General features: G+C 71.5%; 25 protein-coding genes. 7 read left to right on the top strand and 18 right to left on the bottom strand.

The genetic code is table 11. The annotated features are described in order from the left end of the window. The first annotated feature begins 286 nt into the window (after positions 1 to 286). The gene (locus tag ACIBQ6_RS08290; protein WP_397210730.1) at positions 287 to 2,725 is read left to right on the top strand and encodes a hypothetical protein; all 2,439 of its coding nucleotides are present in this window, start codon (positions 287 to 289) and stop codon (positions 2,723 to 2,725) included. 3 nt (positions 2,726 to 2,728) lie between these two features. On the opposite strand, the gene ACIBQ6_RS08295 is transcribed toward ACIBQ6_RS08290, so the two are convergent. The 3 genes from ACIBQ6_RS08295 to ACIBQ6_RS08305 all read right to left on the bottom strand — a co-directional run bounded on the left by ACIBQ6_RS08295 (position 2,729) and on the right by ACIBQ6_RS08305 (position 4,511). Next, entirely contained in the window at positions 2,729 to 3,379 is a 651-nt protein-coding gene (locus tag ACIBQ6_RS08295) for a DUF2461 domain-containing protein (RefSeq protein WP_397210731.1), read from the bottom strand. Between the two features lie 21 nt (positions 3,380 to 3,400). Next, positions 3,401 to 4,093, bottom strand: a complete 693-nt coding sequence (locus ACIBQ6_RS08300; protein WP_358288465.1) for a polysaccharide deacetylase family protein — start codon at positions 4,091 to 4,093, stop codon at positions 3,401 to 3,403. 112 nt (positions 4,094 to 4,205) lie between these two features. Continuing rightward, the gene (locus ACIBQ6_RS08305) at positions 4,206 to 4,511 is read right to left on the bottom strand and encodes a hypothetical protein (RefSeq protein ID WP_352324847.1); all 306 of its coding nucleotides are present in this window, start codon (positions 4,509 to 4,511) and stop codon (positions 4,206 to 4,208) included. Positions 4,512 to 4,683: 172 nt separating this feature from the next. On the opposite strand from ACIBQ6_RS08305, the gene ACIBQ6_RS08310 reads away from it, so the two are divergent. Next, positions 4,684 to 5,619: a sensor histidine kinase gene (locus tag ACIBQ6_RS08310; protein ID WP_358288468.1), complete on the top strand. Its 936-nt coding sequence runs from the start codon at positions 4,684 to 4,686 to the stop codon at positions 5,617 to 5,619. Here the strand turns inward: ACIBQ6_RS08310 and ACIBQ6_RS08315 are convergent. Continuing rightward, positions 5,616 to 6,203, bottom strand: coding sequence for a sigma-70 family RNA polymerase sigma factor (locus tag ACIBQ6_RS08315; RefSeq protein ID WP_352324845.1), 588 nt, complete (start codon positions 6,201 to 6,203; stop codon positions 5,616 to 5,618). The two genes, ACIBQ6_RS08310 and ACIBQ6_RS08315, sit on opposite strands and share 4 nt — an antisense overlap. Before the next feature lie 248 nt (positions 6,204 to 6,451). On the opposite strand from ACIBQ6_RS08315, the gene ACIBQ6_RS08320 reads away from it, so the two are divergent. Next, positions 6,452 to 7,525: a PLP-dependent cysteine synthase family protein gene (locus ACIBQ6_RS08320; protein WP_358288471.1), complete on the top strand. Its 1,074-nt coding sequence runs from the start codon at positions 6,452 to 6,454 to the stop codon at positions 7,523 to 7,525. 10 nt (positions 7,526 to 7,535) lie between these two features. On the opposite strand, the gene ACIBQ6_RS08325 is transcribed toward ACIBQ6_RS08320, so the two are convergent. Further along, positions 7,536 to 8,504: an iron-siderophore ABC transporter substrate-binding protein gene (locus ACIBQ6_RS08325; RefSeq protein WP_358288474.1), complete on the bottom strand. Its 969-nt coding sequence runs from the start codon at positions 8,502 to 8,504 to the stop codon at positions 7,536 to 7,538. A gap of 97 nt (positions 8,505 to 8,601) precedes the next feature. Between ACIBQ6_RS08325 and ACIBQ6_RS08330 the strand changes: the two genes are divergently transcribed. From ACIBQ6_RS08330 to ACIBQ6_RS08340, 3 genes are read left to right on the top strand one after another with little or no spacing between them, the layout of a single operon-like run. Then, positions 8,602 to 9,630, top strand: coding sequence for an iron ABC transporter permease (locus ACIBQ6_RS08330; RefSeq protein ID WP_358288477.1), 1,029 nt, complete (start codon positions 8,602 to 8,604; stop codon positions 9,628 to 9,630). After that, positions 9,627 to 10,670, top strand: coding sequence for a FecCD family ABC transporter permease (locus tag ACIBQ6_RS08335; protein WP_397210732.1), 1,044 nt, complete (start codon positions 9,627 to 9,629; stop codon positions 10,668 to 10,670). The genes ACIBQ6_RS08330 and ACIBQ6_RS08335 overlap by 4 nt, the downstream gene beginning before the upstream one ends. Further along, positions 10,667 to 11,461 (top strand): ABC transporter ATP-binding protein, encoded by a 795-nt coding sequence (locus ACIBQ6_RS08340; protein ID WP_358288482.1) that lies wholly within the window; start codon positions 10,667 to 10,669, stop codon positions 11,459 to 11,461. Before ACIBQ6_RS08335 ends, ACIBQ6_RS08340 begins: the two co-directional genes overlap by 4 nt. On the opposite strand, the gene ACIBQ6_RS08345 is transcribed toward ACIBQ6_RS08340, so the two are convergent. The 7 genes from ACIBQ6_RS08345 to ACIBQ6_RS08375 form a co-directional block, all read right to left on the bottom strand. Continuing rightward, positions 11,391 to 12,641 (bottom strand): MFS transporter, encoded by a 1,251-nt coding sequence (locus ACIBQ6_RS08345; RefSeq protein ID WP_397210733.1) that lies wholly within the window; start codon positions 12,639 to 12,641, stop codon positions 11,391 to 11,393. The genes ACIBQ6_RS08340 and ACIBQ6_RS08345 overlap by 71 nt on opposite strands. 4 nt (positions 12,642 to 12,645) lie before the next feature. Then, positions 12,646 to 14,322 (bottom strand): tetratricopeptide repeat protein, encoded by a 1,677-nt coding sequence (locus ACIBQ6_RS08350; RefSeq protein WP_397210734.1) that lies wholly within the window; start codon positions 14,320 to 14,322, stop codon positions 12,646 to 12,648. 253 nt (positions 14,323 to 14,575) lie between these two features. Further along, positions 14,576 to 15,751 carry a signal recognition particle-docking protein FtsY gene (gene ftsY / locus ACIBQ6_RS08355; RefSeq protein WP_358288490.1) on the bottom strand — a complete coding sequence of 392 codons (1,176 nt, stop codon included), beginning with the start codon at positions 15,749 to 15,751 and terminating at the stop codon, positions 14,576 to 14,578. Positions 15,752 to 15,818: 67 nt separating this feature from the next. Then, the gene (smc, locus tag ACIBQ6_RS08360; RefSeq protein WP_397210735.1) at positions 15,819 to 19,520 is read right to left on the bottom strand and encodes a chromosome segregation protein SMC; all 3,702 of its coding nucleotides are present in this window, start codon (positions 19,518 to 19,520) and stop codon (positions 15,819 to 15,821) included. A 161-nt stretch (positions 19,521 to 19,681) separates the two neighbouring features. After that, entirely contained in the window at positions 19,682 to 19,876 is a 195-nt protein-coding gene (locus tag ACIBQ6_RS08365; RefSeq protein WP_026214481.1) for a hypothetical protein, read from the bottom strand. A 190-nt stretch (positions 19,877 to 20,066) separates the two neighbouring features. After that, positions 20,067 to 20,375 carry an acylphosphatase gene (locus ACIBQ6_RS08370; RefSeq protein ID WP_397210736.1) on the bottom strand — a complete coding sequence of 103 codons (309 nt, stop codon included), beginning with the start codon at positions 20,373 to 20,375 and terminating at the stop codon, positions 20,067 to 20,069. Further along, positions 20,372 to 21,274 (bottom strand): LysR family transcriptional regulator, encoded by a 903-nt coding sequence (locus tag ACIBQ6_RS08375; protein WP_397210737.1) that lies wholly within the window; start codon positions 21,272 to 21,274, stop codon positions 20,372 to 20,374. The genes ACIBQ6_RS08370 and ACIBQ6_RS08375 overlap by 4 nt, the downstream gene beginning before the upstream one ends. Before the next feature lie 93 nt (positions 21,275 to 21,367). Here ACIBQ6_RS08375 and ACIBQ6_RS08380 point away from each other — a divergent pair, with 93 nt between their 5' ends. After that, entirely contained in the window at positions 21,368 to 22,522 is a 1,155-nt protein-coding gene (locus ACIBQ6_RS08380) for an MFS transporter (RefSeq protein ID WP_358288497.1), read from the top strand. Here the strand turns inward: ACIBQ6_RS08380 and mutM are convergent. The 6 genes from mutM to rsmD all read right to left on the bottom strand — a co-directional run bounded on the left by mutM (position 22,470) and on the right by rsmD (position 26,261). Then, on the bottom strand, positions 22,470 to 23,315 hold the full coding sequence (mutM, locus tag ACIBQ6_RS08385) for a bifunctional DNA-formamidopyrimidine glycosylase/DNA-(apurinic or apyrimidinic site) lyase (RefSeq protein ID WP_357973056.1): 846 nt from the start codon (positions 23,313 to 23,315) through the stop codon (positions 22,470 to 22,472). The two genes, ACIBQ6_RS08380 and mutM, sit on opposite strands and share 53 nt — an antisense overlap. 108 nt (positions 23,316 to 23,423) lie before the next feature. Continuing rightward, positions 23,424 to 24,143 carry a ribonuclease III gene (gene rnc / locus ACIBQ6_RS08390; RefSeq protein ID WP_352324836.1) on the bottom strand — a complete coding sequence of 240 codons (720 nt, stop codon included), beginning with the start codon at positions 24,141 to 24,143 and terminating at the stop codon, positions 23,424 to 23,426. Positions 24,144 to 24,398: 255 nt separating this feature from the next. After that, positions 24,399 to 24,578 (bottom strand): 50S ribosomal protein L32, encoded by a 180-nt coding sequence (rpmF, locus tag ACIBQ6_RS08395; RefSeq protein WP_033409409.1) that lies wholly within the window; start codon positions 24,576 to 24,578, stop codon positions 24,399 to 24,401. A gap of 1 nt (position 24,579) precedes the next feature. Next, positions 24,580 to 25,149, bottom strand: a complete 570-nt coding sequence (locus tag ACIBQ6_RS08400; protein WP_387670994.1) for a YceD family protein — start codon at positions 25,147 to 25,149, stop codon at positions 24,580 to 24,582. A gap of 54 nt (positions 25,150 to 25,203) precedes the next feature. Further along, complete coding sequence (gene coaD, locus ACIBQ6_RS08405) at positions 25,204 to 25,680, bottom strand: pantetheine-phosphate adenylyltransferase (protein WP_352324821.1); 477 nt, start codon at positions 25,678 to 25,680, stop codon at positions 25,204 to 25,206. A 14-nt stretch (positions 25,681 to 25,694) separates the two neighbouring features. Continuing rightward, a complete protein-coding gene (gene rsmD / locus ACIBQ6_RS08410; protein ID WP_397210738.1) occupies positions 25,695 to 26,261 on the bottom strand; it encodes a 16S rRNA (guanine(966)-N(2))-methyltransferase RsmD in 567 nt (188 codons plus the stop codon). Positions 26,262 to 26,590: the final 329 nt, after the last annotated feature.

Genomic DNA, 26,590 nt, shown 5'->3' on the forward strand with positions numbered 1-26,590 from the left:
CACCACGGCCGCGTGTCACCTTTCCCGGTGGCACGCGGTTTCCGTGTCAGATGGGCCTGTCAACGGGCGGCCCGAGCACGCGCGATGGAACGCCTCTCCCGGGTCACGGTGTAAAGAAATGTGGTCATGAGACCATCTGTGATAACACCGTGACCCTATGCCATAGAACATTTCGGCATGCCGGAGAATCATCCCAATTGTGGGAAAGCTCCGGATGGCACTTTCATTCGGGCTGGCTCTGGTGTCGTTCGGGGCGATTGTTTGGTGCACCATCGCAGCCAGACCCGTGACCGGGTCCGACAGGCCCAAGAGCACCGTCGTGACCAACCCCTGGGCGGCCGCCGCCGCCCGCGCCGACCCGGCCGCCGGATGGGCCCGTACGGCCGCCACCGAGATCTCGGTCGCCCCGGCCCGCGCGGCCGACCTCGACGCCGTCCCCGAGGGGCGGATCGACCCCCGGCAGCGCCAGGTCAGGATCACCGTCAGGCACCGGCTGAACCTGCGCCCCGACGACCCGCTGGCCGAGGCGCTGCGCCAGGGCGGCGGCTTCCCCGGCACGCTGCCGCAGGTGACCGACTCCGGGTTCGGCGCGCTCAAGGCGGACGGCCAGAGCCTGGCGCCCACCACCCGGCTCGCGCCGCTCATCGTCTCCTCGCCGGGGCACGTCACGGCCGAGTTCACGGTGACGCTGCTGCGCCAGGTCAGGGTCGACGGGCTGCTCCGGCTCGACTTCGCCTCGCCGACCGCGCTCCCGCTGATCGTCGTGGAGCGCGCGGTCACCGTGCTGCCCGGCGAGTGGACCGTGCTGCGCGTCGAGGGCATCCAGCCGGAACGGCAGGAGCGCGGCCTGCTGCGGTTCTCCGTCGGCGCCTACCCGGTGAGCCTGACGCTGGCCCCCGGCTCCTACGGCTTCCCCGACGTCGCCGAGGAGGACGACTTCTCCTGGGCCACCGCGCTCGGCGTGCTCACGGCGTGCGCGCTGGCGGTGTTCCTGGTGCGCTCGCTCGGCCGGCGGTGGTGGCAGCGGGTGCCCAACAGGGAGCTGGTCGTCGGCCTGGCCATCGCCGCGCCGGCCCTGCTCATCCCGCTGGTCGCCGCGGAGTGGTCGCCGGTCGGGTACGTGATCCTGTTCGTCGCCGTGCCGGTGATGGCCCTGCGGCACGCCGGACGGGTGCTGCCCACCAGCCCGCCGTGGACCGGCCGGGACCTGCTCACGGTGACCGGGCTCGGCCTGCTGGTCGGGATCGGCATGCTGAGCTGGTCGTGGCTGCACGGCCAGCTCCCCGGGCGCGTGCTGCTGACCGGCGGAGCCGTCGCGGCCCTGGCGGCGGCCGGCGCGGCGGTCGGCTTCAGCGTGGACCTCGGGGTCAGGCCGGTGGTCGTCCGCCTGGCCGCGCTGTGGGCCGAGGCCGCGGTCGGGCTGCTGGCGCTGGCCCTGTGGCTGCGGGCGCTGCTGGACGGCGTGTACCCGCCCGACAGCGTCCGGCTGCTGCTGGCGCTGAGCTGGGCGATGATCCCCGTGGCGGCGGTGACCGTGGCGACCAGGCGGTGGAGCCGGAGCGCGGTGGTGGGCGCGGTCGTGGTGAGCCTGCTCGTGCAGGGCTGGCCCACGGAATGGCTGGACGCGGGTTCGTGGAGCCTGGCCGTGCCCCGCGCGGCCGTCCCGACGATCGGCAGCCTGCCGCTGGACCCGCTGGTCCGCGGGGTGCTCGGGCTGCTGCTGCTCGGGTTCGTGATGCTGGTGCTGCGGCTGTGGCGGCTGGGCTGCCGGGTGGCGGCCGTGCGCGATCCGGCCGCCGAGTCGACGATGGTCGTCGTGCTGATGGTGCTCTACATCACGCCCGGCGGCAGCACGACGCTGGCCGACATCGACGTGCCGCTGCCGCTGCTGGCGATCACCTCGCTCGTGGCCTGGCTGACCGCGCGCTGGCTGCTCGCCGGGCCGCCCGCGTCCGTCGTGGAGCCGGACACACAGGAGGAGCACCGGCAGTTCGTCCGCGCGGCCCTGCACCGGCGCCTGCTGCTGCTCGCCGAGCAGGAGCTGTACCGCGCCGGACGGACCAGGCTGGCCGCGGACATGTCGATGGCCGAGTTCGACCAGCGGCGGCAGGCTCTGGAGTCGGCGCTGCGCGAGCACGGCCGCCATCCCGAGACCGCCTTCGCCACGGCGGCCGGCTGCACGCCCTGGCACAGCGGCGTGTCAGCGTTCACCGTCAGCCTGCTGCTGAGCCTGCCCTTCGCGCTGGTCTACGGCCGGCCGGAGGGCGCGGACCTGACCAGCTTCCTCTTCGACGGCCGCTACCTGCTCACCCTGCCCGCGTTCGGCTTCCTGTTCGGCTACTTCTACCCGTGCGTCCGAGGCACCCAGCCGATGACCAAGGCGCTGCACCTGGCCGTCGCGGCCCTGCTGACCAGCCTGGCCGGCTACCTGTCGACGCTGGTCGAGCCGGACATCGGCGCCCTCGACAAGGCGCAGGTCGTGGCCATCGTGGTGGGGCAGGTGATGATGGTCTGCGTCGGGCTCGGGCTGTTCTGGGAGTGGCGGATCATGCACCTGGCCGGCGAGCCGTGGGCCAGGGTGCGCAACCTGCGCAGCGTGCGCAGCCTGGCCGCGCCGACCCTGGCCCTGGCGCTGGCCGTGGGCACGACGGCGGCCAGCTCGGCGGCCGGGCAGACGGTCGACCGCATCCTGAAGGGCGACCAGGTCACGACGGGCCAGCGGTGAGGCTCAGCGGCGCGGCAGCTCGCTGCCCCTGACGTGCGCGCACTGCCAGTCGATGAGCGCGGCGAAGTCGCGCCAGGCCCGCTCGACGCGCCCGCGCACCTCGGCCGTGTGCACCCACGGCTCCGGCTCGTGGCGGACGCCCGCGAACAGGGACCTGTGGCGCAGCAGCTCGATGCGCGGATGGTCCTCGTCGAAGCCGCGCGGCCTGGTCTTCAGCCGGTCGCCGCCGATCGTGTAGCCGGCGTCGGCGAGCCGGGCGACGATCGACTCCAGCGGCTTGCCGGTGACGTCCTCGTCCACGGCCGCGCGGTAGCGGGCGATCTGGTCGGGGGCCTGGGTGTAGCGGCCGCCGGCGACGTACAGGCCGGCGGCGCTGATCTCGACGTAGTAGCCGATGCCGGGCATCAGGTCGACGAATGCGCCCTGATGGGTCTTGTACGGCGTCTTGTCCTTGGAGAAGCGCACGTCCCGGTAGGGCCGGAAGAGCTGGGCCGGGCCGAACTCGGCGGCCAGCTCGTCGGTGAGCTCCGTCATGGGCGCGCGGACCGCGTCCTCGTAGAGGTGCTTGTGGCGGGTGAAGTAGTGCTTGGAGTTGTCCGCCTCAAGGCCCTCGTAGAAGATGAACGCCTCGTCGGGGAAGCCGGTGAAAGCCATGGCCCAAGGGTGCCATGCCGCTCACCGTGCGGTGTACGTGCGGCCCGGCGTGGGCGGGCGGCCGTACAGTTCCGAGATCGTGACGAACGTGTAGCCCTTCTTGGCCAGCGTGTCGATCACCTTCGGCACGGCTTCGACCGTGGTGGGGTGGATGTCGTGCATGAGCACGATCGACCCGGCCTTGGCGGTGTCGGCCCGCCTGACCACGGCGGCGGGCTCGCGGTGCAGCCAGTCGAGGGTGTCGACGTCCCACAGGATCTGGGCCAGGCCCTCACGGCGGGTCTCGGCGGCGACGGCCTCGTCGGTGCTGCCGTACGGCGGGCGCATCACCCGCATCTTGACCCCGGTCAGCCGGTGGACGAGCTCGTCGGTGTGCCCCAGCTCGTTGCGCACCCCCTCGCGGGACAGGCCGGTCAGCGACGGGTGGGACCAGGAATGGTTGCCGATCTCGTGGCCCTCGTCCACGATGCGGCGGGTGATCCGGCCGCCGCTGTCGGCGGCCACCATCTCCCCCAGCACGAAGAACGTGGCCTTGACGTGGCGCTGGCGCAACAGGTCGAGCAGCTTGCCGGTGTAGGGCCCTGGACCGTCGTCGAAGGTCAGGGCCACACACTTGATCTTGCCGCAGTCGAACCGGCGGCTGCGCGGCCAGTCGGCCTGCTGCGCGATCAGCCGCTTGGCCAGGACCTCAGGACTGACCTGTGGCCGGATCATGGCGGAATGTCGGCGCGGCACCGGCTGGGCGGCGCAACCCACGAGAACGATCAGGACGAATGGCAAAGCCCAAATGCGCATGTTTTCCCCCGAAACACCGCACGCGGGGGCCTTACGGATAGTCCTGGACCGGTCTCCCCCGTAGTTCCCTGGCCAGGTCGTCCCACCAGAGTGGGATATCCGCGTGCAGCTCCTTGTAGCGGCGCGCCACGCGCATGGCACATCCAACCGGATCCGTACCCAGATGACGACGTTTAACCGGACCTTCCTGCCAACGGTAAAAACCGTCCCTGTAGTGCACGACGAGACCTATCCAGACCGAGATGGTCGCTCCGTCCCCCACCTCGTACGCGCTGGTGACTCCCAGCCCGTGCAGCTCCGCCTGGAGTTTCTCCGCCGCCGCGCGGGCTTCGGTCACACGCCACCCCCTGCCGACGTTTCCGTACACAACAGATGTACCCAGCAACGGGCATCAGCCGTCCAAGACATGGAGTAATCATCAAACTCCATGGAGTCACGTGCAGGCAGTTCGACGTTATTGGTCGGCTTCCGCCGTTGCGCGGCCGGGCCGCCCTTGTTAGGTTTCGGCCGTGCGCCGTGAGCGGGCACAGTCGCTGAAGCACGTCGCGGTACCGTACGACTCCGATCGGGCCTTCCTCGACCTCGTCGTGCCGCGCGTGCGAACCGCGCTGGACGAAGACCGGCGCGTGCTGGTCGTCAACCGCCCCGACCGGCTGGCGCTGCTGGCGGAGGCCCTCGACGGCGACGCGCGGCGCATCGACAGCCGCCCGGCCGGCGCCTGGTACGGCCACCCCCACCGGATGCTGGCCGCCTACCACGAGTACACGCGCGGCCGGCCCACCCTGGTCGTCGGCGAGCCCGTCTGGACCGATCTCAGCGAGCCGCGGATCCAGGACCTCATCCGCTACGACTCGGTCGTCAACGCCGCCCTGGCCGCGGCCCCGTCCGTCATGTTGTGCCTGTACGACCTGCGCGACGTCCCCGAGCCTGTCCGCGAGCTCACCCCGGTCGTCCATCCCCTGGTGCTGGGGGCGGGGGGTGAGGCGGCCAGCGGGCGGTTCGTGCAGCCCCACGAGCTGGTGCTGGACGGCGACGACGCGCCGTTCCCGGAGCCGGGCCCCGGGGCCTGCCTGGTGCGGTTCACGGCCCGCGAGCTCAAGCGCCTGCGCCAGGCCGTCGGCGACTACGCCAGGACGGCCGGCATGGACCGCAACCTCATCTCCTCGCTGGTGCTCAGCGTCTCGGAGATCGCCGCGAACTGCGTCGAGCACGGCGCCGGGTTCGGCACGATCACGATGTGGGTGGAGGAGCGCGACCTGGTCTGCGAGATCGCCGATCCCGGCGGGGCGCTCGACGACCCCCTGCCGGGCTACATACCGCCGGAGCCCGAGTCCCCGCGGGGGTACGGGCTCTGGATCAGCCGGCAGCTCTGCGACCGGGTGCAGCTGCGCGACGAAGGCGGCCTGTTACGCGTCCGCCTTCGCCTGTCCCTGGACTCTCCCTAGGCGGCGGCGCGGGGGGCGGGAAGGCGCACGGCGCCCTCCTCCCGCGCGTAGTCCTCCAGCATGCCGCGGAGCTGGCGGCGGCCACGGTGCAGACGGGACATCACGGTGCCGATGGGCGTCCCCATGCGCTCGGCGATCTCCTTGTACGCGAACCCCTCGACGTCGGCCAGGTAGACGGCCACGCGGAAGTCCTCGGGCAGGGAGCGCAGGGCGTTCATCACGACGCTGTCGGGCAGCCGGTCGAGCGCCTCGGTCTCGGCCGAGCGCAGGCCCGTCGAGGTGTGGGACTCGGCGGCGTGCAGCTGCCAGTCCTCGATGTCCTCGGCGGCCGACAACTTCGGCGAGCGCTGCTTCTTGCGGTAGTCGTTGATGAAGTTGTTGGTGAGGATGCGGTGCAGCCACGCCTTGAGGTTGGTGCCCTCACGGAACTGGTGATAGGACGTGTACGCCTTGGCGACCGTCTCCTGCACCAGGTCCTCGGCATCGGCGGCGTTACGGGTCAGGCGCATGGCGGAAGCGAACAGCTGCGACGTCACGGGCACGACATCGCGCTCGAACCAGTCCTGACGCTGCTCATCGGTCATAGTGATCAATTCATTCCCCCTTGCGCTATCCCCCGTTCGGCACAAGCCGCCTGACAGCGTTCCTCATCCTCGCAACTCCCAGGTAAGGGACGCGTTAGGAGAGTCCGCATAGGTCAGAAGGGGTTTGTCGTCCATCTGCTCGCGGCGTGCGTGGTCACGTCCACGGCCGGACAAGTCTCATTATCATAACACTACCCACCCAATTTCGTAGGAATAGTGGCCAGAGTCACAGGGGATAGCGTATGGACATGGAATCTGTGGACCGTCACGACACGGGGACACGTCGGTGGGTGGCGGAGGCCATCCGCAAGGTGGAGGCCGACGCCAACCGAAGTTGTGACACTCACCTGCACGTCTTTCCGCTTCCCTCGCACTGGGGCGTAAACCTCTATCTGAAAGACGAATCGGTGCACCCGACCGGTTCACTCAAGCACCGGCTCGCACGGTCCCTGTTCCTGTACGGCCTCGCCAACGGCTGGATCGGCCCGGCCACCACGATCGTGGAGGCGTCCAGCGGCTCGACCGCGGTCAGCGAGGCGTATTTCGCCCGGTTGCTCGGCCTGCCGTTCATCGCCGTCATGCCCGCGTCCACGTCGCCCGAGAAGTGCCACCTCATCGAGTTCTACGGCGGGAAATGTCACCTCGTCGCCGACCCCGGGGCGATCTATGACGAATCTCACCGGCTGGCCGCCGAGACCGGGGGTCACTTCATGGACCAGTTCACCTACGCCGAACGCGCGACCGACTGGCGTGGCAACAACAACATCGCCGAGTCGATCTATTCCCAGATGTCCATGGAGCCGCACCCCGAGCCCGCCTGGATCGTCGTGGGCGCCGGCACCGGCGGCACGTCGTCCACGATCGGCCGCTACATCCGCTACCGCCGCCACCCCACCCGCCTGGCCGTGGTCGACCCGGAGGGCTCGGCGTTCTACCCGGGCTGGGTCTCCGGCGACCCCGCGGTGACGGCCTCGGGGTCGCGGATCGAGGGCATCGGGCGTCCCCGGGTGGAGCCGTCGTTCCTGCCCAGCGTGATCGACCGCATGATCGCCGTCCCCGACGCCCGCTCGATCGCCGCCATGCACTGGACCCGCGAGGTCACCGGCCTGGACGTCGGCGGCTCCACGGGGACGAACATGGCCGCGTGCGTCGAGCTCGTCAGGGAGATGCGCGAATCGGGCGTCCAGGGCAGCGTCGTCACCCTGATCTGCGACCGCGGCGACCGTTACAAGGGCACCTACGACAACCCGGAATGGCTGGCCGGCCAGGGGCTCGACCTCGAACCCCACCTGGCCGACCTGCGGACGTTCCTGCCGCGCTGAGCGCCGGAGCCTAGGCGGCCTTGGCGGGGTCGACCGAGAAGGTCTTGGCCAGGTCGTCCAGGATGGCGTGGGCGCCCTGGACGCCCACGGCGCTCATCCAGGTCAGGTCGCTGACCTCGTGCTTGTCCCCCTTGAGCCGGCCCCACAGCGGGTTGCCGACGAACTTCTCCTTGGGGCCGTCGCTGGCCGGGTCCGGGTAGGTGGCGACGAAGATGTGGTCGGCGTCGAGGTCGGCGATGCGCTCCTGGCTGACGTCCACGGCGATGGCGTCGTCCTTGGTCGGCTGGCCCTCGGGGCGGGGGAAGCCGACGTCCTTCAGCACCACCCCGGAGTACGACTTCTCGACATAGAGCCGGACGGTGGGCTCACCGGCGAAGCGCACGATCGAGACGGTCGGCAGCTTCCCGCCCGCCTTCTCCTTGATCGCGGCCCCGATCGTGGCCGCGCGCTGCTCGAACGCCTTGATCCGGGAGTCGGCCAGGTCCTCCTTGCCCAGGGCGCGGCCCATGAGGCGCAGGTTCTCCTTCCAGATGGCGCCGGTCGTCTCGCTGAAGACCGTCGGCGCGATCTTCGACAGCTTGTCGTACAGGGCCTCGTGCCGGACCTTGGCCGAGACGATCAGGTCGGGCTTGAGCGCGGCGATCTTCTCCAGGCTGGGCTGCTCCAGGGTGCCGACCGGGGTCGCCTCCTTGCCGTACTGGGCGACGAGCGGGCCGAGGTAGTCGGGCAGCTTGGTGTCGATCGACCGGTAGGTGGTGTAGCCGATCACGGGGGTCTCCAGGGTGAGCACCGCGTCCACGAAGCTCTGGTCGAGCGCGACGACCCGCTTGGGCTGCCCGGAGATCTTGGTCGAGCCCATCGCGTGCTCGATCGTCCTGGCCGCCGGGTCGGCCGACGGCGTGGCCGCCGGCTCCGTCGAGCCGCACGCGGCCACCCCCGCCACCAGCAGCACACCGGCCAGCACCCGCCACGCTCTCATCGGAACCCTTTCTCGAAGTAAGGCGAACCTAAATTAGGTTAGCCCTGCCTAACCTGGCATACTTCACCACGATCGGGCAAACAAGGGGAGGAAACTGGTGACCGCGCTCGCGCCCCGCCTCCACGGCATCCGGCGCCGGCGGCTCGTCCTCCTGCTCCTCCTCCTCGCCGCCGTCGCGGCCGGGGTGGTGCTGAGCATCACGGTCGGCTCGAAGTCCGTGCCGCCGGGCGACGCCTGGCAGGCTCTCACCGCGCCCACGGGCAGCGAGAACGACATCATCATCCGCTCGCTGCGCGTGCCGCGTACCGTGCTCGGGGTGCTGGCCGGGATCGCGCTCGGCGTCGCGGGAGCCCTCATGCAGGGCCACACGCGCAACCCGCTGGCCGACCCCGGCCTGCTGGGCGTCACGCAGGGCGCGGCGTTCGCCATGGTGGCCTCGATCATCCTGCTCGGCGCCTCCAGCCTGCTCGCCTACATCTGGTTCGGCCTGGCGGGCGCGCTGGTGGCCAGCGTGGCGGTGTTCGCGCTCGGCATGACGGGCGGCAGGGGCGGCCCCACCCCGGTCACGCTGGCCCTGGCCGGCACCGCGGTCAGCGCCCTGCTGTACGCCATGACCTCGGCCATCGTGCTCCTCGACGAGCAGGCCATGGACGTCTTCCGCTTCTGGCAGTCCGGCTCGATCGCCGCCAGGGGCCCGGACGTGGTCTGGCAGGTGCTCCCGTTCATCCTCGCCGGCCTGCTGCTGGCCCTGGTCAACGCCCCGGGCCTGAACGCCCTGTCGCTCGGCGAGGACGTCGCCCGCTCGCTCGGCCAGAACATCGCCCTGACCAGGACGGTCGGCGTCGCCGCCGTCACCCTGCTGTCGGGCGCGGCGGTGGCGGCCTGCGGCTCGCTCGCGTTCGTGGGCCTGATCGTGCCGCACCTGGCCCGGTCGCTGTCGGGCACCGACCACCGGTGGCTGCTGCCGTACTCGGGGCTGGTCGGGGCGGCGTTGCTGCTGGTCGCCGACGTGATCGGCCGCGTGGTCGCCCCTCCGGGCGAGCTGGAGGTCGGCGTGGTCCTCGCGCTGATCGGCGCGCCCTTCTTCGTCGCCCTGGTCCGCCGCAGAAAGCCGGTACGGCTATGACCGCGCTCCCCCTGCGCCTCGGCGCCCTGTCCTGGCGGCTGCGTCCGCGCGCCGTCGCCGTCGGCGTGACCGGCGGGGCGCTCCTGGTCGTGCTCATGGCGCTGAACATGCGCATCGGCGACCTCCCGATGAGCCTGGCGGAGGTGCTCCAGGGCACCTTCGACGTCAACAGCCCGGCCCACTTCGTCATCATGGAGCTGCGCCTGCCGCGCGCCCTGACCGGCGCCCTGGTCGGCGCCGCGCTCGCGCTGTCGGGCGCGATCATCCAGTCCATCGCCCGCAACCCGCTGGCCAGCCCCGAGATCCTCGGCGTCACGACCGGCGCCTCGGTCACCGTCGTGGCCGGCGTGGTGGCCAGCGGCAGCGTCTACGGCGGCACCAGCGGCCTGCTGGCCGACCTGGGCATCCCCGCGCTCGCCCTGCTCGGCGGCCTGCTCGGCGCGTCCGTCGTCTACGGCCTGGCCTGGCGGCGCGGCCTGGACGGCTACCGCCTGGTCCTGGTCGGCATCGGCGTGGCCGCCGTGTTCACGAACGTGAAGTTCTGGCTGCTGACCGTCGGCGACGTCAACGACACCGGCCGGGCCATGGTCTGGATCAGCGGCTCGCTCAACGGCCGCGGCTGGGAGCACGTCGTGCCCGTGGCGCTCGCGCTGGCGGTGCTCGTCCCGGCCACCCTGCTCGGCACCCGCTCGCTCGACGCGCTGCGCTTCGGCGACGACGTGGTCACCGCCCTCGGCGTGCGCGTGAACGCGGCCCGCGCCCTGCTGATCCTGGCCGCCGTGCTGCTGGCGGCGGTGGCCACCGCCTCGGCCGGGCCGATCGCGTTCGTGGCCCTGGCCGCGCCGCAGATCGCGCTCCGGCTGACCCGCTCGGCCCGGCCGCCGCTGCTGTGCTCGGCGGTCACCGGGGCCGTGCTCACCGCGGGCGCCGACCTGATCGCCCGGACCGTCTTCTCCCCGATCGAGCTGCCCGTCGGCATCGTCACGGCCGTGCTGGGCGCACCGTACCTGATCCACCTGATCTGGAGGGCACGCAAATGAGGCTGCAGGCCGCGGGCGTCAAGCTCGGCTACGGCGACCGGACCATCGTGGACGGCCTCGACCTGGGCGTCGAGGCGGGCACGGTGACCACCATCATCGGCCCGAACGGCTGCGGCAAGTCCACCCTGCTGCGCGCGCTCGGCCGCCTGCTCAAGCCCCAGGGCGGCCAGGTGCTGCTGGACGGCAAGCGCATCGACGCCATCCCCACCCGCGAGGTGGCCAAGATCCTCGGCGTGCTGCCGCAGGCGCCTTCGGCCCCCGAAGGGCTCACCGTGGCCGACCTGGTCGCCAGGGGCCGGCATCCGCACCAGACGTGGTACCGGCAGTGGTCCTCCGACGACGAGTCGGCCGTCGCCGCGGCGCTGACCATGACCGGCCTGGCCGACCTCGCCGAACGCCCGCTCGACGAGCTGTCGGGCGGCCAGCGGCAGCGGGCGTGGATCTCCATGGCCCTGGCCCAGGGCACCGATCTGCTGCTGCTCGACGAGCCCACCACGTTCCTCGACCTGGCCCACCAGGTGGAGGTGCTGGAGCTCGTCCGGCACCTGCACGAGCAGGCCGGCCGCACGGTCGTCATGGTCCTGCACGACCTCAACCTGGCCGCGCGCTACGCCGACCGGCTGGTGGCCATGCGCGCCGGCAAGGTCGTGGCCGCCGGCGCCCCGCACGAGGTGCTGACCGAGGAGCTGCTGCGCGAGGTGTTCGAGCTGGACGCGAAGGTCATCGAGGATCCGGTCGCGGGGACCCCTCTCGTGGTGCCGATCGGGCCGCTCGCAGCCGCGCGAGGCTGACCCGGCGCATCGGCGACAGCGCCACGCCCGCCGCGATGGCCAGCCAGCTCACCCCGGCGAAGGCCATCAGCGCGTACGCGTTCCGCACCGCCGACTCGAACACCCCCGTGACCAGCGAGGCGATCGGGATGGAGAAGAACGCGATCATCCTGGCCGTGCCGAGCACCCGTCCGAGCAGGTGGTCGGGGACGAGCAGCTGGCGGACGGTCATGCTCGCCACGATCGAGGTCCCGGCGGCCGCGAACTGCCCCATCCAGGCCAGCCCGATCAGCACCGGCCCCCTGGCCGGGATCATGGCCAGCATCGACAGGCCCCCGGCCACGATGGCCCAGCAGATCAGCGGGCCCGGCCGGCACCTGGACACCAGCCTGCCGCCCAGCACCGCCCCGAGCACCGCGCCCGCCCCCTGGAAGGCGTAGACGACGCCGACCTCCCCGGGCGTGAACCCGTGGTACGAGCTGAGGTAGTACACCAGCCCCGCCAGCAGCAGCCAGACGCCGAAGTTGCAGGCCGCGGCGGACAGGGCGGTGGTGAGCACCACCCGGTCGCCGCCGGTCAGGAAGCGCAGGCCCTCGCGCATGTCGGCGACCACCGACCACCCCCGCACCGCCGCAGCGGCCGCGGGCGCGGTCCTGATCAGCGAGATCAGCAGCGCCGACAGCAGGAACGTGCCCGCGTCGGCGTAGACGGCCACCTGGTAGCCGAAGTTCACCACCAGCGCGCCGCCGATCACCGGCCCGGCCATGTTGACCGCGTGCTCGCCGATGTGCAGCCGGGCGTTGGCCTGCGGCAGCCGCGCCACCTCCACCAGCGAGGGCACGATCGACCGGAACGCCGGCTGGTAGAGCGGGTCCACGCAGGCCAGCAGGAACGCCACCACGTAGATCGGCCACAACCGGGACACACCGGCCGTGACCAGGACGGCGAGCACGACGGTGACGGCCCCCGACGCCAGGTCGCCCAGCACCAGCACCCGCCGCCGGTCGAACCGGTCGGCGATCACCCCGCCGAACATCCCCAGCAGCAGGTACGGCAGGTACTCGGTCACGTAGACCAGCCCCGTGCCGAGCGCCGACCCGGTCAGGTCGTAGACGAGCAGCGGCAGGGCCAGCCGGTAGATCCAGGTGCCGAGCGAGGAGGCGAGGAAGGCTCCCAGGAGGAGCCAGTACCGGCCGCCCATCCCCTCACCCCTCGGCCAGCGCCCGCCCGACGTCCGGATCGCCGGGGGCCAGCTCGGCGGCTCTGAGCAGGTCCTGTCTGGCCTCCTTCGCCCGACCCAGCTCCCGGTGGACCATCGCCCGGTTGAACAGCAGCTCGGCCGTCTCGGTCAGCTTCAGCGCGCGGGTCAGGTCGGACAGCGCGCCGTCGGGGTCGCCGCGTTCGAAGGCGAGCACGGCCCGGCTCCCCCACGCGGCGGCCAGGTCGGGATCGATCTCCAGCGCGGCGTCGAAGGCCGCGTACGCCTCCGGGTGGCGGCCCTGGGCCGTCTCCACCTGGCCGAGCACGCAGAACAGGTGGGCGTCGCGCGGCCGGAGCGCGAGGCCGCGCTCCACGTCCCGCCTGGCCTGCTCGTACTCGCCGTGGAGGGCGAGCAGGCCGCACCTGTTGACGTACGCGGGCGCGAAGTCGGGGTCGAGCTCCAGCGTGCGGTCGAGGTCGGCGCGGGCGCCGTCCAGGTCGCCGGCCGCGAACCGCAGCTCCGAGCGGTTGTAGTACGCCTCGGGGAAGGGCGGGCTGAGCCGCATGACGGTCTCGTAGTCGGCCAGGGCCTCCTCCGGTCTGCCCAGCTTGTTCAGCAGGTTGCCCCGGTCGAGGTAGTAGTCCGGATAGCCGGGATCGGCGTCGATCGCCGCCGTGTAGTCCGCCAGCGCCTCCTCGTGCCGGCCGGCCCCGGCCAGCAGCTGGGCCCTGTTGGCGCGCAGCACGAGCCGGTGGACCGGGTGCTCGTCCGCCAGGTGCTCGTCGGCCAGGGCGATGGCCTGCTCGACCAGCCGCAGTGCGGCGTCCGGACGGCCGGCGCGCAGCTCCACCAGGGCCTTGCCGTTGAGGTCGAAGCCGAGGTGGAAGGCGCGTTCGCGGGGGTCGGGCAGCAACGACGTGATCGTGACGGCCTCGTTGATCCACGCCATCGCCTCGCCGGGGTCGCGGCGGGCGGGGTCGTGGTGGCGTACCAGGATCATCGCGGTGGCGTAGGCGATGGTGGCCCGGTGCTTGGGGTCGGTGCTGAGGCGCCTGGCCCGGTCGTAGAGCTCGCGGGCCTCCTCCTCGCGCTCCACCGCCTCCAGGGCCGCGGCGACGCGCTGCACGAGGGTCCGCCACCCTTCGGGGTCGTCCTCGTACGCCATGCCGCGCAGCGCCTCCGTGCCCGACTCCACCATCGCGTGATGGAAGCCCTCGTCGCGGTAGCGGTCGAAGTCGGCGCACAGCGGGCCCTCGCCGGGCGACGACGGGCCCTCCTCGACGCGCAGCAGCCCCGGGTCGAGCCGGCGGCGCAGCACCTCGACCAGCTCGCGGTCGGTGTGGTCGGCCTCGCCCAGGTTCGACACGACGAGCGTGAGCGGCCCGGTGACGGCCAGCAGCTCGCGGACGAACTCGGCCAGCCCGTTGGCGATCCTGAGGCTGCGCCGCGCCCCCGGGATGAGGATGCGCTGCCCCCTCGGCAGGTCGTCGGCCAGCGAGCGCCTGCGCACCGGCACGAGCGGCCGCAGGCGGGGCGCCGCGACCCGGAGCTCCACGTCGTATGCGGCGACCAGGTCGGGCCGCCGGTCGAGCGCCTCGGGGACCAGAAGGTCGAGCAGCGCGGCGGCCAGCGTGTACGGCCCGGCTGCCCGGCGGTCGGCGTCCAGGGCGATCGTCCTCACGACCGCCCCTTTCCCAGCGGTCGGCGTTCCCGCGTGGAAACGCCGACCCAGAGACAGGTCAAATGCCGTGTCGCGGTGAGGCGAGCGTGGAGGGCCTGACAGTCCCGGGACGATGGACGACGATCTTCTTCATGGGCATCCCTTACGTGATCGCGGATAACCCGAACATGTCAGCACAAAGCTAACTAGCGACTCAAGACTTTTCTGGTAAGGGCCATTTCGGCATGAATTAGGACATGGCCGATAAACGGGGTTAGTCGCCCAGGATCGCGTCCACGAAGACATCCGGGTCGAAAGGCGCCAGATCGTCGGGCCCCTCGCCGAGCCCCACGAGCTTGACCGGCACGCCCAGCTCGCGCTGCACGGAGATCACGATGCCGCCCTTGGCGGTGCCGTCGAGCTTGGTGAGCGCGATGCCGGTGATGTTGACCACCTCGGCGAACACCTGGGCCTGGCGCATGCCGTTCTGGCCGGTGGTGGCGTCGAGGACGAGCAGCACCTCGTCGACCGTGGCCTTCTTCTCGATGACCCGCTTGACCTTGCCCAGCTCGTCCATCAGGCCGGTCTTGGTGTGCAGGCGGCCCGCGGTGTCGACGATGACGACGTCGACCTTGTCCTCGATGCCCTTGGCCGTGGCGTCGAAGGCCACCGAGGCCGGGTCGCCGCCCTCCGGCCCGCGCACGGTCTCGGCGCCGACCCGCTCGCCCCACGTCTGGAGCTGGTCGGCCGCCGCCGCGCGGAAGGTGTCGGCCGCGCCGAGCACGACCGTCTTGCCGTCGCCGATGAGCGAGCGGGCGAGCTTGCCGGTGGTGGTGGTCTTGCCCGTGCCGTTGACGCCCACGACCAGCACCACGGCGGGTCGCTCGCCGTGCTTCTGCACGTGCAGGCTGCGGTCGAGGTCGGGATTGACCTGGGCGAGAAGCTGCTCGCGCAGCAGGCCCCTGACCTCGGCGGGCGTGCGGCTGCCCAGCACCTTGACCTTGGTGCGCAGCTCCTCGACCATCGCGCGGGTCGGTGCGACGCCCACGTCGGCGGTGATCAGGCTCTCCTCGATCTCGTCCCAGACGTCGTCGTCGAGCCGGTCGCGGGACAGCAGCTCCAGCAGGCCGCGGCCGAGCGCGCTCTGCGAACGCGCCAGACGCGAGCGCAGCCGCACCATCCGCCCGGCGGACGGCGGCGGCACCTCGACCTCGGGGGCGATGACCATCGGCTCGGCCGGCTGGACCGGCGGCGGCACCGTGGTGACCGCGCCGTCGGCCTCCTCGACCGGGCCGGCGGGCCGCTTCTCCTCCTCGGGAAGCGGCGGCGCCTCCGGCGGCGGCACGGGCGGCGCCGCCTTGCCACCCGGCCTGAACAGCAGGAAGAGGCCGCCGGCCGCCAGCAGGGCGACGACGGCCACGATCACTATGACGCCGAGGTAACCATCCACAAGATGTCAGTTTTCCAGATCGACCGGCATGGTCATGCCCAAGGCACACGGATGATGACAGGCCGGATCAGGCGGATTCGCGCTCCCGCAGGCGCTGGCTGACCACCTGCGTCACGCCGTCGCCGCGCATCGACACGCCGTAGAGGGCGTCGGCGATCTCCATCGTGCGCTTGTTGTGGGTGATGACGATGAGCTGGGAACTCTGCCGCAACTCCTCGAACAGGGTCAGCAGCCGCTGGGTGTTGGTGTCGTCGAGGGCGGCCTCGACCTCGTCCATCACGTAGAAGGGCGAGGGCCGCGCCTTGAAGATGGAGATCAGGAACGCCACCGCGGTCAGCGATCGCTCGCCGCCCGACAGCAGGGACAGCCGCTTGACCTTCTTGCCCGGCGGCCTGGCCTCGACCTCGATGCCCGTGGTGAGCATGTCGGTGGGGTCGGTGAGCACGAGCCGCCCGTCGCCGCCGGGGAAGACCCGGGTGAAGATCTGCTCGAACTCGCGGGCGACGTCCTCGTAGGCCGAGGCGAACATCTGCTCGACGCGGTCGTCGACCTCCTTGACCACGGTCAGCAGGTCGCGCCGGGTCTTCTTGAGGTCCTCCAGCTGCGAGGTCAGGAAGGCGTGGCGCTCCTCCAGCGCGGCGAACTCCTCCAGCGCCAGCGGGTTGACCTTGCCGAGCTGGGTCATCTGCCGCTCGGCGGCCCTGGCCCGCTTCTCCTGCTCCTCCCGGACGTACGGGACCGGCGGGTCGCCCGGGACGGGCGCGTCGGGGCCGTACTCGGAGACCAGCGCCTCGACCTCGACGCCGAACTCCTCCATCGCCCGCTCCTGGAGCTGCTCCAGCCGCAGGCGCTGCTCGGTGCGGGCCACCTCGCTCCCGTGGACCCGGTTGACCAGCTTGTCGAGCTCCTGGCCCAGCTCGCGCACGCGTACGCGGACCTGCTTCAGCTCGGCGTCGACGGCGACGCGGGCGAGGTCGGCGTCGTCGCGCTCGCGGGAGGCGAGCCGGATCGACGAGGCGAGCGCCCCGAGCACCTGCCTGGCGCCCTTGCTGACCGCCTCGGCCAGCACGGCCTGCCGCCTGCGCCTGGCCCGCTGAGCGGCGGCCTGGGCGCGTTCCTGGCGCTCGCGCTGGGCGGCCCGCAGCAGGCCGTCGGCGCGGCCCTCGATGCCCTTGACGCGCTCCTCGGCGGTGCGCACCTGCAGCCGGGTGTCCATCTCGCGCTGCCGGGCCGTCTCGCACGTGGCGGCCAGGTCGTCGCGCAGGTCGGTGGTGGGCTCGGTCTCCAGCTCCTGGGCGTATTCGGCCTCGGCCAGCCGGATCTCCAGCTCGGCCAGCTCCTCCAGCCCCTCGCTGCGGGAGTCCTGGGCCGCGGTGACGCTGCGGGCCAGGCGTTCGGCCTCGGCGTGCGCGGCGTGCGCGGCGGCCTCCAGCTGGGCCAGCCGCCTGGCCGCCGCCGCGTTGCGCTGGTCGGCCTCCCGCTGGCGGGCCCTGACCTGGTCGAGGACGCCCTGCGCGGCGCTCACCCCGGCCTGGGCCGCGGTCACCGCGCTCTGGGCCTCGTTGACGTGCGCCTGGGCCGCCTCGACGGCCGTCTGGGCCGCCTGCTCGGCCTCGATCGCCTGGTCGAGCGCCTCGGCCGTCGCCTCCGCCGTGGCCTCGGCCACCCGCAGGTCGTGCACGGCCTCGTCGAGCGCCGCCCGCACCTGCAGGACGGAGGTGCCGCCGGCCGACCCGCCACCGGCCAGATGGGCCCCGAGCACGTCGCCGCCCTCGGTCACCACCCGCAGCTCGGGACGCCGCCCCACCAGCTCGCGGGCCGCTTCGAGGTCGGCGACCACGACGACCTTCGCCAGGACGTGGTCGAGCGCCGGCCGCAGCTCGTCGGGCACGGTGACCAGATCGGCGGCCCACCGCCCGCCGTCCGGCGCGGCGGGCCGGGATCGCGCAACCTGGGAGTGGTGCGCGGTGTCCGAAACTCCGGTCTCTGCCACCAGCAGCGTGACCTGCCCCGCGTCGGTGCTGCGCAGCAGGCCCAGCGCCTCGACGGCGGTGTCGAGCGTCTTGACCGCGACGGACTCGGCGACCGGGCCGAGCACGGCGGCGACGGCCAGCTCCGCGCCCGGCGTGACCTGCATCGAGGCGGCCAGCGGGCCCAGCACCCCGGCCAGGTCGGCGTCGAGCAGCGCGGCGCCGCCGTCGCCCTTGGCCAGGCCCAGCTCCAGGGCGTCGCGGCGGGCCCGCAGCGCGGCCACCGAGCGCTGGGCCTCCTGGTCGGCGGCGCGGGCCGTGGTGACCCCCGCCTTGGCGGCCTGGACGGCGGCCCGCGGCGCGCCGAGCCCGGCCTTGGCCTCGTCGGCGGCCACGCGGGCCGCGTCGGCGGCGGCCCTGGCCTCCTCGACCACGGCCTGCGCGGTGGCCAGCTCCTCGGCCAGCGCCGGATCGGCCGCCGGCTCCTCGGCCCGCTCGTTCTCCAGGTCGGCCAGGGCCTGCCGTTCGCGCTCGGCGGCGTCGGACACGGCCTTCTCCAGCCGGCCGATCTCCTCCTCGGCCGCGCGTGCCCTGCTGCGCACGGAGTCGACCTGGCCGCGCAGCCTGGCCAGGCCCTCGCGGCGGTCGGCGGCGGCACGGGCGGCCATCGCCAGGCGCCGCTCCTCCGCGCCCAGCTCGGCCTCGGCCGCGACCCGCCGCTCGACGGACTCCGCCAGCAGCTCCTGGGCGTGTTCGAGCTCGGCCCGCAGGATGTGCTCCTGCTCGCGCGCCTCGCCCGCCTCGCGTTCGAGGTCTTCGGGGTCGCGGCCGCGGCGTTCGATGGCGGCGGCGTCGAGGGCGTGGCGGTGGCGTTCGGCGGCGAGCTGTTCCAGGCCCGTGATGCGCTCGCGCAGGGAGGAGAGCCTGAAGAAGGTCTCCTGGGCGGCGCTCAACCGGGGCTGGGTCTCGGCCTCGGCGGCCTCCAGGGCGGCCTCGCGCTGCTGGCCCTCGGCCAGCTCGGCCTCGACCTGGTTGCGCCGGGCGGTGACGGCGGCCTCGTCGGCGGCCTCGCGTTCGAGCGTGGCGCGCAGGATGCACAGGTCGTCGGCGAGCAGCCGCAGCCGGGCGTCGCGCAGGTCGGCCTGGATGACGGCGGCCTTGCGGGCGATCTCCGCCTGGCGGCCGAGCGGCTTGAGCTGGCGGCGCAGCTCGGTGGCGAGGTCCTGTACCCGGGTGAGGTTGGCCTGCATGGAGTCGAGCTTGCGCAGCGCCTTTTCCTTGCGCTTGCGGTGCTTGAGCACGCCCGCGGCCTCTTCGATGAAGGCCCGGCGGTCTTCGGGCCCGGCGTGCAGCACGGCGTCGAGCTGGCCCTGGCCGACGATGACGTGCATCTCGCGGCCGATGCCCGAGTCGGACAGCAGCTCCTGGATGTCGAGCAGGCGGCAGGTGTCGCCGTTGATGGCGTATTCGCTCTGCCCCGACCGGAACATCAGCCGGCTGATCGTGACCTCGGTGTAGTCGATCGGCAGCGCGCCGTCGGAGTTGTCGATGGTCAGCGTCACCTCGGCCCGGCCGAGTGGCGGCCTGGAGGAGGTGCCGGCGAAGATGACGTCCTCCATCTTGCCGCCGCGCAGCGACTTGGCGCTGTGCTCGCCCATGACCCAGGCCAGGGCGTCGACGACGTTGGACTTGCCCGAGCCGTTGGGGCCGACGACGCACGTGATGCCGGGTTCGAGGCGCAGGGCGGTCGCGGAGGCGAAGGACTTGAAGCCGCGCAGGGTGAGGCTCTTCAGGTACAAACGCCGACCCTCCTCCCCGGCCTCGGCTGAACGGGCTTCGGAAAAGCCTACTGGTCTCGGCCGCCGCTCGTGGGCATGTCGATGACCAGCGCTTTTTCACCAGGGAAAATAACAAGGGACGCCTCTTCGAGACGTCCCTGGGTCTTGCGCTCCGATCACTCTCAGGTGAGTGCCGGCTCGCGCTCCTGCAAGCGACTGAGCGCTTCGTCGCGGGTTTGCGCCGCAAGAGCGTCATTCGTGGCCTGAAGTCGGATGAGTTCTGCCTCCAGATCCCGGATACGCTGCTGCAAGCGGCGCATCTCCGAGACCATCCGAGGGTCAGGACCGCCGACGTGGCCGAGTAGAGCCTTCGCCATGGTAAAGGGTCCTCCACGCTGAGTGACCAGACTGGTTCGCGCACTTCTATTCCGCGGGAGGGGTGCGCGTGGTACTTAACAAGAGTCGCACCGGCAGTGTGGGCGGTCAAGTCGATCCAACCGCAACGCCCTACTGATAGGCACTCCCGACATACAACTATACCCTATTTGGGCCGTTTAGCAAAAGCGCCTACCGCTCTACAAAACCGCCCAAACTACCTCGGGGTTCACTCCATCGTTCCACTACTCCATCGACCCTTCCCGGCGTGTCGCAACCTTTGAGCAGCTCCAACAGCTTGACGCACGCCTCCCGCGGGCCCTCGGCGACGACCTCGACCCGGCCGTCGTCGGCGTTCCGCGCCCAGCCGGTCAGGCCGAGCTCCAACGCCCTCGCGCGCGTCCACCACCGGAAGCCCACCCCCTGGACCCTCCCCCGCACCCAGGCGGTTACTCGGACGTTTTCCGAACCTTTGTCGCCATTACTCTTCGTATCCGTCATGCCGCCACCGTCTCATGCCGCCGTACGACTTCCATGGCCAACTCGTTGATGGCCAGGATCGAGGCCGTACGTCCGGCGCGCAGCCAGGCCAGGCCCAGGATCGACGGAGGCAGGCCGTCGACCGGCACGAACGCGATGTCGGGACGGCGATGATGGTCGGCGCTCGGCTTGCAGAAGAGCATGCCGCCGCGGTTCAGCGCGACCTGCGTCAGGCCCTCCTGGGTGGTGGCCACCGAGCCGGCCCGCGCGATCGGCCGCCCGGACGGGGTGAGGGTGGGGGCGATGTGCTCCTGCCAGCGGCGCGGCGCGGGGTCGTCGAGGCCGAACAGGGCGACCGAGGCCAGCTCCTCGGCGTCGACGCCGGCGCGGCCGGCCAGCGGGTGGCGTACCGACAGCCCCAGCTCGACCGGGCAGTGGTTCAGCTCGGCGCCGCCCTCCAGGTCGGGCTCCTCCAGCGGCAGCAGCGTGAACGTCAGATCCACCCGCCCCTCGCGCAGCTTGCTGAACGGGTCGGAGAGCGGCACCTCGACCAGCTCGACCATGCAGCCGGGATACCGCCGCTCGAACGCCGCCACGCTGCCGGTGACGATCTCGGTCGGCGTGGCCAGGAACCCCACCCGCAGCAGGCCCGTCACCTCCCGCGCCGAGGCCGTCGCCCGCGACACGGCCGCCGCCATGCCGTCGTAGGCGGGCCGCAGGTCGGCCAGGAAGCGCCGGCCGAGCGGCGTCAGGCGCACCCGCCTGCTGGTGCGGTCGAACAGGCGGCCGCCGATCCGGGTCTCCAGCGACCCGATGAGCTGGCTCACCCGGCCGGGCGACAGATACAGGCGCTCGGCCGTACGCGCGAAGTGCAGCTCCTCGCTCAGCACGACGAAGCACTCCAGTTCCCTGAACTCCATGCCACTCCCCGGACGCGATCGCTTAGCCTGCCTAAAGCAAGGCTTCGAGCTTCGTCATTGTTCCGTCCCCGGCCGATGAGGAGGCTGAACGGCATGACGACTCTTGAGACCTCCACTGTCGCGCGGGCCCGCTGGCTCGCCGTCCTCGCGGTCGCGGTGGGCACCTTCACCATCGTGACCAGCGAGATGTTGCCCGTGGGCCTGTTGACCTCGATCGCCTCGACCTTGGGCGTGTCCGACGGCACCGCCGGGCTGATGGTGTCGCTGCCGGGGCTGGTCGCGGCCGTCTCGGCCCCCGTGCTGGCCCTGGCCACCCGGCGGCTGGACCGGCGCGTCCCCCTGCTCGGCCTGATGGCGTTGCTCGCGGTGGCCAACCTGGCGGCGGCGTTCGCGACGAGCTTCCCCGTCATGCTGGGCGCGCGGGTGCTGACCGGGATCAGCATCGGCGGGTTCTGGGCCTTCGCGGCCGGGCTGGGCCTGCGGCTGGTGCCCGAACGCTCGGTGGGCAGGGCCACGTCGGTGATCCTCGGCGGCGTGTCGGTGGCCTCGGTGCTCGGCGTGCCGGCGGGCACGCTCATCGCCTCGGCGGCGGGGTGGCGCACGTCGTTCGCGGTCATGGGCGGGCTGGCGCTGGTGCTGCTCGGGCTGCTGGCCGCCGTGCTGCCGCCGATGCCGGGTGAGGACGCCTCGGGCGGCGCCCGCGCGCCGCTGCCGGGGGCGCTGCGGGTCGTGCTGGCGGCGACCGTGCTGATCATCACCGGGCACTTCGCGGCCTACACCTACGTCCGGCCGTTCCTGGAGCAGGTCGCGGACGCCGGTCCCGGCCTGGTCAGCGTCGCCCTGCTGGTGTACGGCGCGGCCGGCGTCGTCGGCAACTTCGTCGCGGGCGCGAGGGCAGCCCGCGACCCCAAGCCGGTGCTGATCGTCCTGGCCCTGCTCATCGCCGCCTCCACGGCGGCGCTGGCGCTGGTCGGGCTGCCCCTGGTCATGCTCGTCGTGTGGGGCCTCGGTTACGGCGGCGTCGGCGTGGCGCTGCAACTGTGGATCATGCGCTCGGGCGGGGGCGAGCTGGGCACCGCGCTGTTCGTGGGGGCGTTCAACGTCTCGATCGCGCTCGGCTCGTTCGTCGGCGGCCGGGTGGTGGACGGCGTGTCGATCTCGTCGGTGATGTGGCTGGGCGCCGCGCTGGCGCTGCTCACCGCGGCTTTCGCTGGCATTTGGGGCAGGAGTACGACGACCGGTTCATGAACGCCTCGCGCCTGATGGGCGTGCCGCAGCGCGAGCACGGCAGGTCGCGGCGGCCGTAGACCTCCAGCGAACGGTCGAAGTAGCCGCTCTCGCCGTTGACGTTGACGTAGAGGCTGTCGAAGGAGGTGCCGCCCTGCTGGAGGGCGGCGCCCATCACCGTGCGCACGCCGGCCAGCAGCTCGGCGACCTTCGGACGGGTCAGCGTCTCGGTGGGACGGGCCCAGTGGAGCCGGGCGATCCACAACGCCTCGTCGGCGTAGATGTTGCCGACGCCGCTGATCAGCGACTGGTCCAGCAGCGCCCGTTTGATCTCGGTGCGCCTGGCCCTGAGCCGGCGGGTGAACTCCGCCTCGTCGAACGACGCCTCGAACGGGTCGGGCGCGATGTGTGCGATCGGCGCGGGCACGCCGCCGACGAGCGGGGTCAGCATGACGTGGCCGAACGTGCGCTGGTCGACGAAGCGCAGGTCGGGGCCGCCGTCCTCGAAGCGGAGGCGGACGCGCAGGTGCTTCTCGGGCGGCGTCTGCGGATCGACGACGAGCAGCTGGCCGCTCATGCCCAGATGGGCCAGCAGGGCCTCCTCGCCGCCCGACAGGGGCAGCCACAGGTATTTGCCGCGGCGCTCGGCCGACAACACCGTACGGCCCTTCAGGCGGGCGGTGAACTCGTCGGCCCCGGGGACGTGCCGCCGGATCGCGCGCGGGTGGAGCACCTCCGCGGCGGCGATCTCGCGGCCGACGACCCATTGCGCCAGGCCGCGCCTGACGACCTCGACCTCTGGCAGCTCAGGCACCGTGCACCCACCGTCCTCTCGACTTCCCCGGCCGCCGGGCATGCCGCGGCGGGGACGGATCCGCAGTCACAACGCCGGACGCGGGCCGGGGCTTCCCGTGCGCCGGGGTCAGCTCGCGGGCTGGCTCTCGCGCTGCTCGCGGCGGGCCCGGATGCGCGTCCAGGCCGCCTCGGCCGCCTGCTGCTCGGCCTCCTTCTTGCTGCGCCCGCTGCCCGAGCCGTAGGACTCGCCGCCCACGCGCACCATGGCCGTGAACGACTTGGCGTGGTCGGGGCCGCTCTCCTCGACGTGGTACTCGGGCACGCCGAGCGCCTCGGAGGCGGTGAGCTCCTGCAGGGACGTCTTCCAGTCGAGCCCCGCGCCCAGCGAGGCCGAGCGCACGATCAGCGGGTCGAACAGCAGGTGGACGACCCGGAACGCCTCGTCGAGGCCCTTGTCCACGTAGATCGCGCCGATCAGCGCCTCCAGCGTGTCGGCCAGGATCGAGGACTTGTCGCGCCCGCCGGTGCCCTCCTCGCCCCTGCCGAGCCGCAGGAACCGGCCCAGGCCGAGGTTGCGGGCGACGTCGGCCAGCGCGCGCATGTTGACCACGGCGGCGCGCAGCTTGGCGAGCTGCCCCTCGGGCAGGTCGGGGTGGTTGCGGTAGAGGGTGTCGGTGACCACGAGACCCAGCACCGAGTCGCCGAGGAACTCCAGGCGCTCGTTGGTGGGCAGGCCGCCGTTCTCGTACGCGTAGGAGCGGTGCGTCAGCGCCCGCTCGAGGATGTCGGGGTCGAGGCCGACGACCAGGACCCGCTGCAGCTCTTCCCTGGCGACCTCCACGGCCACCGGCTTAGGACCTGCGCCCACGTGTTTCCTCCTCGGACATCTTCACAAGGCGGCCGCGGAAGATGCCCGAAAACGTGGTGGGCGTCGGGGTAACGGGTAGCCCCGGCGTCCACCACGGCCGCGGGCGAACCGCCGCCGTACGCATCTACAGACGTTAACGCCGACCGAGGCACAATGGCACCCGGTCGGCATCACGTCAACTGCTGACGGTGAAACCCGCCCCGAACATGACGGGCGGGCCTGCTGTCAGTGTGATCAGGCGGACGGCTCGATGACCTGACGACGGTTGTAGGTGCCGCAGGTGGGGCACGCGATGTGCGGCTGCTTGGGCGAACGGCACTGCGGGCAGCTCACCAGGGCGACAGCAGTCGTCTTCCACTGGGAGCGACGGGCGCGGGTGTTGCTCCGCGACATCTTTCGCTTCGGGACGGCCACGTCACTTCTCCTGATCGTTATCGTTCTCGGAAACCAGACCTTGCAACGACGCCCAGCGGGCATCGATCTTCTCGTGCCGGTGATCGTCGCCGGCCTCGGCCAGCTTGATCCCGCACTCCGTGCAGAGCCCCTCGCAGTCCTCGCGGCACACGGGGCTCAGCGGCAGTGCGAGCACCACCGCGTCACGGAACGTCGGCTCGAGGTCGAGCAGCTCTCCGTCGAGCAGCGAGTCGTCCTCCGAGGCGTCCTCGTCGGAGTAGAAGAACAGCTCCTGCAGATCGACCTCGATGTCCGAGGTGATCGGGTCAAGGCACCGCGCGCACTCCCCGGCGAGCGGGGCGTGCGCCGTGCCCGAGACGAGCACGCCTTCCATCACTGCTTCGAGCCGGAGGTCCAGCTCGACTTCGGCGTCTTTGGGGACACCGATCATGTCGACGCCGAGGTTAGCCGGTGCCGGAAGGGACAGGGTCATCTGCCGCATCGTGCCCGGTCGCTTCCCCAGATCATGAGTGGAGAGCACCCAAGGGGAGCGGGGGTCGAGGTGCTGAGTCATCCTGCTCTCGCTAGGCATGGCGAAGACGCTCGCCGTCGTACAAGGCCGAAATGAAAGGATACCAGGTCGCGGTCAGCCCCTGAGACGCTCGATGAGCAGCTTGTGCACCAGGTCAGGGACCAGGCCGGACACGTCGCCACCATACCGCGCGATCTCCTTGACCCGGCTGGAGGACAGGAAGGAGTACTCGGGATTGGTGGGCATGAAGAGCGTCTCGACGCCCGAGAGACGGTAGTTGAGCTGGGCCATCTGCAGCTCGTAGTCGAAGTCGCTGACGACCCTGATGCCCTTGACGATGGCGGGGATGTCGTTGTGCTTGCAGAAGTCCACCAGCAGGCCGTGGAACTTCTGCACCTTGACGTTGGGGTACTCCTTCGTCACGGTCTGAAGGATCTCGATCCGTTCGTCGACCGTGAACAGGCTGCTCTTCTCGATGTTGATGAGGACCGCCACGACCACCTCGTCGTACAGGCGGGCCGACCGGCCGATGATGTCGAGGTGGCCATTGGTGATGGGGTCGAACGACCCCGGGCAGACAACGCGGCGCAAGACGCCTCCCAGGTCTACGGGTTCCCGGCGGCGCGACCGTACCAAACGGATGCTTCGCCGTATCTACGGACCCTCTCCTCAACATAACCTTCCGGCCACATCAAGGACTTTCCCCTCGTTTCCCGCTCGAATGCCACCAGCCCCTCGTCCATCAGCCAGCCGTTGTCGCGCAGCAGCTCCAGGACCCGCGTGACCTCGCCGTCACCCAGCGCGTACGGCGGATCGGCGAAGACGATGTCGTACGGCTCCTCCGGCGGCCGGGCCAGGACCCGCTCGACCTTGTCGGCCACCAGTTCCGCGCCTTCCAGGCCGAGAGACCGGATGTTGCCCCTGATCGTCCGGATCGCCTTGGCGTCGGACTCGACGAGCAGCGCGTGGGCCGCGCCCCTGGACAGCGACTCCAGGCCCACGGCGCCCGAACCGGCGTACAGGTCGAGCACACGGGCCTCGCGCAGGCCGTACAGGGAGTCGAGGGTCAAGAAGATGCCTTCCCTGGCCCTGTCGCTGGTCGGCCTCGTGCCCCGCCCCGGCGGCACGGCCAACCGCCGCCCACCCGCGCTCCCCGCGATGATCCGAGTCATAAGGCCCATTGTTCCGCATGTTCGCCCAGGTCAAGAGTGGACAAGTGTCGGCCTCGACTGCGCAAGGGTGATTCACATCGGCCGGATCGGCCCGCATGATGAGTCTGCGGCCTTCAAGGTGACCCACATGAAGGCCGACCGGCGTGATCGTGAGCCCTTCCGCACGCCGGTTCCCTCGGCACCTGACCCGAGGGTGGGCCCAGCCGGGGACGGCATTCGGGGGGAGGCCGTCCCCGCGGCTGGGCCTTTTAAGATCTTCATCTTTTACGGCTTCGCGTGGTCTTCCCACTCGCCGTACTTCGGCTGACGGCCCTCCACGCAACGCCCTC

Source organism: Nonomuraea sp. NPDC049655 (genome assembly GCF_044465465.1).
GTDB lineage: Bacteria > Actinomycetota > Actinomycetes > Streptosporangiales > Streptosporangiaceae > Nonomuraea.